Origin of the sequence: Microseira sp. BLCC-F43 (assembly GCF_041929235.1) — a bacterium.
Taxonomy (GTDB): Bacteria; Cyanobacteriota; Cyanobacteriia; order Cyanobacteriales; family Aerosakkonemataceae; genus Microseira.
In genome coordinates this window covers 24,016-30,936 of record NZ_JBHFNP010000038.1, presented here as the reverse complement: position 1 = coordinate 30,936, position 6,921 = coordinate 24,016, and the positions used below count along the sequence as shown (strand labels likewise).

The 6,921-nt window shown below is 44.7% G+C and carries 2 protein-coding genes; one reads left to right on the top strand and one right to left on the bottom strand.

The genetic code is table 11. From position 1 onward, the window contains the following. Window positions 1-150: 150 nt before the first annotated feature. Window positions 151-1,209: an RNA-guided endonuclease InsQ/TnpB family protein gene (locus ACE1CM_RS06450; RefSeq protein ID WP_374876573.1), complete on the top strand. Its 1,059-nt coding sequence runs from the start codon at window positions 151-153 to the stop codon at window positions 1,207-1,209. Between the two features lie 64 nt (window positions 1,210-1,273). Here ACE1CM_RS06450 and ACE1CM_RS06445 read toward each other — a convergent pair whose 3' ends face one another. Continuing rightward, the gene (locus tag ACE1CM_RS06445) at window positions 1,274-6,736 is read right to left on the bottom strand and encodes an AAA family ATPase (protein WP_374876572.1); all 5,463 of its coding nucleotides are present in this window, start codon (window positions 6,734-6,736) and stop codon (window positions 1,274-1,276) included. Between the last annotated feature and the right edge of the window lie 185 nt (window positions 6,737-6,921).

The following is a 6,921-nucleotide window of genomic DNA, read 5'->3' as shown; positions in this document are numbered from 1 at the left end:
AGGTTTTGGTTGTTGTCGAGTCGCAAGACCGGGCTTCATCCAAGCGAAAGCGTTAACTCGGATTGACCAAAAGTTACACCGCCGACTTATACTTAGCTCCTTTTCCCTCTGGGTAGGTTTGTCTAGGTTTTTCCAAGCGGTATCTCTGGCATGGACTGGAAAAAACAGTTACCGATCTGGAAAAAACAAAAAGAAACGGAATGGCTCAAAGAAACCTATTCTCAGTGCTTACAGCAAGCGGTACTGAATCTATCGCCAGCCTTCGTTAACTTTTTCCAGAAACGAGCGGGTTATCCACAATTCAAAAGCCGACACGGTAAAGAGTCGTTACAGTATCCCGCCAACGTCAAAATCGTTGATGGCGCGGTTAAATTCCCGTTTCTGGGAGAGATCCGAGCCAACCTTCATCGACAGTTTGACGGTCAACTCAAGACGGTAACGATCGCCAAAACCAAGACCGATAAATACTACGCTTCTTTACTTTTCGAGGATGATAAGCCTGAATCGGTGGTATCTTCCCTTGGGAAAGCCATAGGAATCGATCTCGGTTTAACCCATTTCTGCATTACCAGTGAAGCGAGTAAATACGATAATCCACGTCATTTTAAAAAGCAAGAGCGGCAGCTAAAAAGAAAACAGCGAAAGCTTTATCGAAAACAGAAAGGGAGTAATTCACGGAATAAGGCAAGAAAACTCGTGGCGATATCGCACGAGAAGATCGCCAACTCCCGTCAGGATTTGCTACATAAACTATCTCGGAAAATCGTCAACGAGAACCAAGCGATCGTTTCCGAGAATCTGAACGTTAAGGGCATAGTCAGAAATCACAATCAAGCGTTGGCTATCAGTGATTGTGGTTGGTCTATGTTCTTAAACTTTATCGAGTATAAAGCCAAAAGGGACGGAAAGACTTTTCTAGAGATAGATCGGTTTTTCCCATCCTGGAAAACCTGTAGCGTCTGTCTGAACATCGTTGATAGTTTGCCCCAAGATATTCGGTCTTGGGAGTGTCCGCACTGCCATACAAGACATGACCGGGACGTGAACGCCGCTATCAACAAACGAGATGAAGGCTTACGGTTACTCGCCTCTGGAACGGGGGCGACTGCTGATGGAGGGAATGTAAGACCAAATCGGGGGCGAAAGTCTTCCGTGGCGGTTGTTCCCCGTGAAGTCAGAAGGCTACACTCTGCCCTATGGCGAGTGTAGGTAGTTCACGTTGGGATTAAGGGATGGGGGCGAGGATACCCAGAAACCTAATCGCGCGATCGCCCTACTCGATGGGGAGCCAAATCGTAAACTCTGTCCCTTGTCCTAGCACCGATTCACAAGTCAAACTTCCCCCGTGAGTTTCCTGCACAATTTGACGGCTAATCGATAATCCCAAACCCGTACCTTTCCCCAAGGATTTGGTTGTAAATAAATGGTCAAAGATGCGAGCTTTTACTTCTTCTGACATCCCCAAACCATTATCTTGAATCTTAATCGCCACCTGTTGATTATCCGCCGTCACTTCAGTTTTGATGGTAATTTGATTCGGATTGGCCTGAATTTCAGCATAACTGCGCTGGGAATTCGATTCTTCTAACGCATCGATGGCATTTGCCAGAATATTCATAAATACCTGATTCAGCTGTCCCGGATAGCATTTGACGGCGGGAATGTTTCCATAGACCTTAATAGCTTGAATTTCCGGACGATTCTCGTTGGCTTTGAGGCGATGCCGTAAAATCATCAGCGTGCTATCGATGCCCTCGTGGAGATTGACCGCCACCTTGGAACTGCTGTCAGCGCGGGAAAAAGTGCGGAGGGAGGTGCTGATGTTCCGTATGCGATCGCACCCCACTTTCATCGATGACAGCATTTTGGGTAAATCTTCCAACAGATATTCTAGCTCAATTTCTTCAGCTTTTTCCGCGATTTCTTCCCCCGGATTAGGGAATTTTTCGTGGTATAATTCCAGGTATTCTGTGAGGTCTTTAACCGCAGCGATCGCTTCATCAATATTCCCGGAAATAAACCCAACTGGGTTATTTATTTCGTGCGCCACCCCTGCGACTAAATTACCCAGTGCAGACATTTTTTCGCTTTGAATCAGTTGCAGTTGCGTTTGTTGTAATTCTTGCAGATATTTTTCTAGCTGCTGGGCGTAGTTTTGGGATTGTTGGTAAAGTTGTTGCGATGTTTGATAAAGACGGGCATTTTCCAGAGAGATAGCAGCTTGAGCGCAAAGAAGGTTGAGGATTTCGATGCGCGAGGTGGTAAATGCCCCCAGGACCAAATTATTTTCCAGGTACAGGATACCAATCAACTTGCCTTGATTTAGAATCGGTCCACACAACACACTTTTGGGTTGCTGTTTGTGCATGTAGGGGTCAGCTGCCCAATTAGTTTTAGCCGTTGCGTCCTGAATTACCAAGGTTTCCAATGTACGTTTGACATAATTAATCGCGCTAGTGGGAATTTCTAGGCTTTCCTCGACGGGTTGCGATTGCAGTACAGTCAGTTGAGTAGAGGTTTCAGCTGCATCTAGTTGTGCGATCGCTTCTATTACCCAATTGTCTCCTTGGGGTAAAACCAGCACGCATTTCTGCGCTCCTGCATTTTCCAGCACCACTTGCATCAAAGTCGCGATCAACTTGTCAAGTTGAATTTCGCCAGACAGGGTTTGAGAAGCTTTGATAACGCTTGCCAAGTCTAACTCCGCTAACATCTTGGTGTTGTTAGAAATTAGAGTTGTCTCTGTACTATGAATAGATAGGGTAGCGAGTGTTTCGTTGCTATGATAGCGAATAGTTTCCCGCTGGAGGATGGGTGCGAGTAATTCGGGATACCGTTTTTCTAAGTCATCAACTTTTGCCGTGGCTCCCCAACGAGCATAAGCATAGTAGGCTTCAGTTAAATAGACTTGAGCGATTTTTTCTCTCCCCCATTCCAGATAAAACTTGGCAGTCAGTTCGTTGGCAAGTGCTTCTTCTTGGATGTATTCGTTTTCTTTGGCTAAGGCTATAGCTTGGTTATAACAGTTGATGGCATCAATTTTTTGCTCCAAAACCCGATGCCGCTCTGCCTCTACTAAATAAAATTTATCCATGAAGTTAGCTGGGGCATGATGCGCCCAACCTTTCATTTTTTCCTGGTTAGCGGCTACCTTTTCCCTGATTTTTTCTTGTTCGGCTTGTTTGACATCAGGATACACTGCGAGGCGAGTCAGGGAATCATAAAAATGGAATTGAGGAATAACTATCTGTCCAATTCCACCGTTTAAGTACTGTTCTGCCTTGGCAGCATTTTCAATTGCTTGAGGATAGTTCCCTAGCAAATAACAGAGCTGAAGCTTGCCGAAATAAAAGTATAAAATTGCACATGTATCATTGGCTTCAAAATGAAGCGGGAGCATTTTTTCTTCATCATAAGCTTCACCGATGAGACAACATGGATTTTCCGCATATCCGAGCCAATTCAAGACTATTTGCCTATAGATCTCGTTCCGGTAAAATATCCTTTCTTGTTTGATTTGGCACAGGGCATTGCTGTAGGTCGTCAACTCCTGTTGCAGTTCTGTTAGTTCTCGACCCATGAAATATGCAGCGTAGCAGTAGGTATTCAAAGAAAGTGCTGCAAATTCTAAATCTCCCGTTTCCAGTCCGACAGAGTAAGCTTCCAGAAGCGGCTTTAATGTTTCCCTGATATGATCCTTCCAATTCCTGACCAGGCAATTAAATGTTTGGATGACCTTAGCTGTGACTGCTTTAGTATGAAACTTAGCCAACAGATTTTCAGCCAGCTTGCCAAATTGATACCCAGACTCGATGTCTTCCACTACTCCGCAGAGAATTGACCCGTAGACAACATAGGCAAAGGCAGATAAGGGGGCATTGCCATATGTCACCGATAAGTTGATTTGTTTAAAGATAATCAGCGGGAACAATTCTGGAACTGCTTGATAGACCAGAGTTGTTGCACTGGCTAGAATACCCATAGCTGCCAATGAGCATGGGTCTGTCATTTCTGGTAAGTGAATTAAGTCCTCAATTTTCCCCCTACTAGCCAGATTTGAATTTGTTTTCTCCCGTTCCACCTCAATATCGGATTGACTGGTATTTTCCGGAAAATATATTCCCAACAATTTCAAAAAGCTTAGTGTAGTATTGACCGCTTCTATTGCTTTGTTCTGTGCGCCATAAGCTTGTATTTTGGCATGATAAACTTTCACTTTTTCCAGTGGTTTTTTAGCTTCCTGCAACACAACTTGTGCCAGTTGTTCCATCAGTTCAAAGTCAAGATCCAGGTAGGCTGCTTCTGCTGCTTCCTCATACAAATTTAGGGTTAATGCATAATTTGTTTGCCAACAGTCTGCTGGTAGGATGGATATCCCCACAGTAAAATATCCGACAGCAGCGGCATAGGCTGTAGAATTCCTGGCTTTACGTCCAGCCATGAGATTTAACTGAGCCAGTTCATCCCGCTCTGTTTGCAGCGCAATTAACTCGACCCCTATATTTAACTGGTTGACAATTGCAAAAATTTTCTCTTCCCGTTCTGCTTCAGGAGTGTTATTTAACAGCTGTTGACCAATTTTTAAATGAGTTGATTGTTTCTGTTTTTCGGGAATTAGAGAGTAAGCGGCTTGCTGAACTCGGTCATGCAAAAATTTATAACTGGGTAATTGGTAATTGGTAATTGGTAATTGGTTGGGTTCTTCTTTATTGCTATAATCTTGGAAAAATTTGTAAATTTCGCTAAGAGGTAAAATTAACCCTTCTTGCAAGGCTTTCCACAAGTCTGCTGCCGTCTCATCTGGGGATTTTTCTTGCACGATTGCCAGGGTTTCCAGGTCAAATTGGTTGCCGATGCAGGCAGCTAGCTGCAATACAGTCTGAGTTGATGCTGGCAACTTTTGTAACTGAAGTGCCATAAACTCGACCACATCATCAGTTAGCGCTAACGTCCTGACGCGAACGATATCGCACTCCCAATAACCGGCCTTAAAGTTAAAAATAATCAATCTATTTTCATATAAAGATTTAAGGAATTGATTCGCAAAGAAGGGATTCCCTTTGGTTTTTTGATGAATTAGTTGAGTGAGAGGAAAGGCAAGGTCTAGGGGACAATCGAGAGTATCGGCAATCAGATGGTTTAAATCGGATTGCTTGAGGGGAGCTAGAGTAATAGTATTAACGGTTGCTGCAATTTTCCTAATCTCTTCTAAAGCCAACATCAGCGGATGGGCAGGAGAAACTTCGTTATCCCGATAGGCACCAATGAGTAACAGATAGCAGCTATTCGTTTCGAGCATTAATAATTGCATCAACTTTAAAGAAGCCGAATCTGCCCATTGCAAGTCATCGAGAAATATCACCAGGGGATGTTCTTTTGTGCTGAAGACCTGGATGAATTTCTCAAACAGCAAGTTAAAGCGATTTTGGGCAGCGCTGCCAGACAGTTCTGGGACAGGAGGCTGTTTGCCAATAATTCTTTCTAGTTCGGGAATGACATCAATGATGACTTGACCGTTCTCTCCTAAAGCTGAGAGAATTTTGGTTTTCCACTGTGCAATTTGAGCATCGCTTTCACTCAGCAATTGCGCCATTAAATCTCGGAATGCTTGCACGAATGCTGAGAAGGGAATGTTGCGCTGAAATTGGTCAAATTTACCTTTGATGAAGTAACCCCGCTGGCGCACGATGGGTTTGTGGACTTCATTGACAACGGCGGTTTTGCCAATACCGGAAAAACCTGCTACTAACATCATTTCGGTTTTTCCCGCTGCGACTCTGTCAAAGGCGGCGAGTAAGGTTTCTACTTCCTTGTGGCGACCGTAGAGTTTTTCAGGAATGATGAAGCAGTCTGAGATATCCCTTTTTCCTAACTCAAAGGCAGGGATGTTTTCTAAGTTGTTCCACTGATGCAAGCAGGTTTCTAGGTCGTGTTTTAATCCCAAGGCACTTTGATAGCGGTCTTCGGCATTTTTTGCCATTAGTTTGCCGATAATATCAGACAGAATTGGAGGAATACTCGGGTTAAGACTGTGGACTGAATCAGGTTGCTTGGCAAGGTGAGAGTACACCAATTCCATCGGATCGGTGGCGGAGAAGGGTAACTTTCCGGTGAGGAGTTCGTAGAAGGTAATGCCTAAAGAATAGAAGTCGGTGCGGTAGTCAATTCCCCGGTTCATTCGCCCGGTTTGTTCGGGAGATAAGTAGGGGAGAGTGCCTTCGAGGACGTTAGGATTGGTAAGAACTTGCGCTTCTCTGGGAAGTAGGGAAGCAAGGCTGAAGTCAATCAGTTTTACTTCAAGGGTGGTGGGGTTAATCAGAATATTGCCAGGTTTGATGTCTTTGTGAATGACTCGATTGCGATACAATCCTTCTAAAGTTGAGACAATTTGAATCGCGATCTCCAGAAATTCTGCCAGACTGAGGGGATGGGAGGCGGTATATTCTTTCAGGGAAATGCCGCCCATATCTTCCATGACTAGGGCATAACCGTTGCGGCAGTTTTCTAGACTGTAGGTTTTGATGATGCCGGGAAGGTCGAGGTTTTTGGCGATGCTGTATTGGTTGCGAAATTGCACCAGTTCGTTGAAGCTAGGATACTCACTCCGCAACAGTTTGATCACAACGGGTTTTTGGTCTTTAGTTCGCTGTCCTCGATAGACTAGGGTTCTGGTGCTGTCGTAGATTAGCTCAATAATGCGATAACCAGGGAGTGCGATCGCGCTGGGAGTATACATAGGTATGCTGGCTGGCTGGTGAATCTCGTCACCCTTACAATCTATAATTCCCTTAAGCTAACACAACTCACATCTTGCACCAATGGGCGCCCGCGGGCGCGACGCCCACCCCACAAGAGATTGATTTTTCTTGTGGGATGGGCATCTTGCCCGTCCCACTTGTTAATCGTGCAAGATCTGAGACA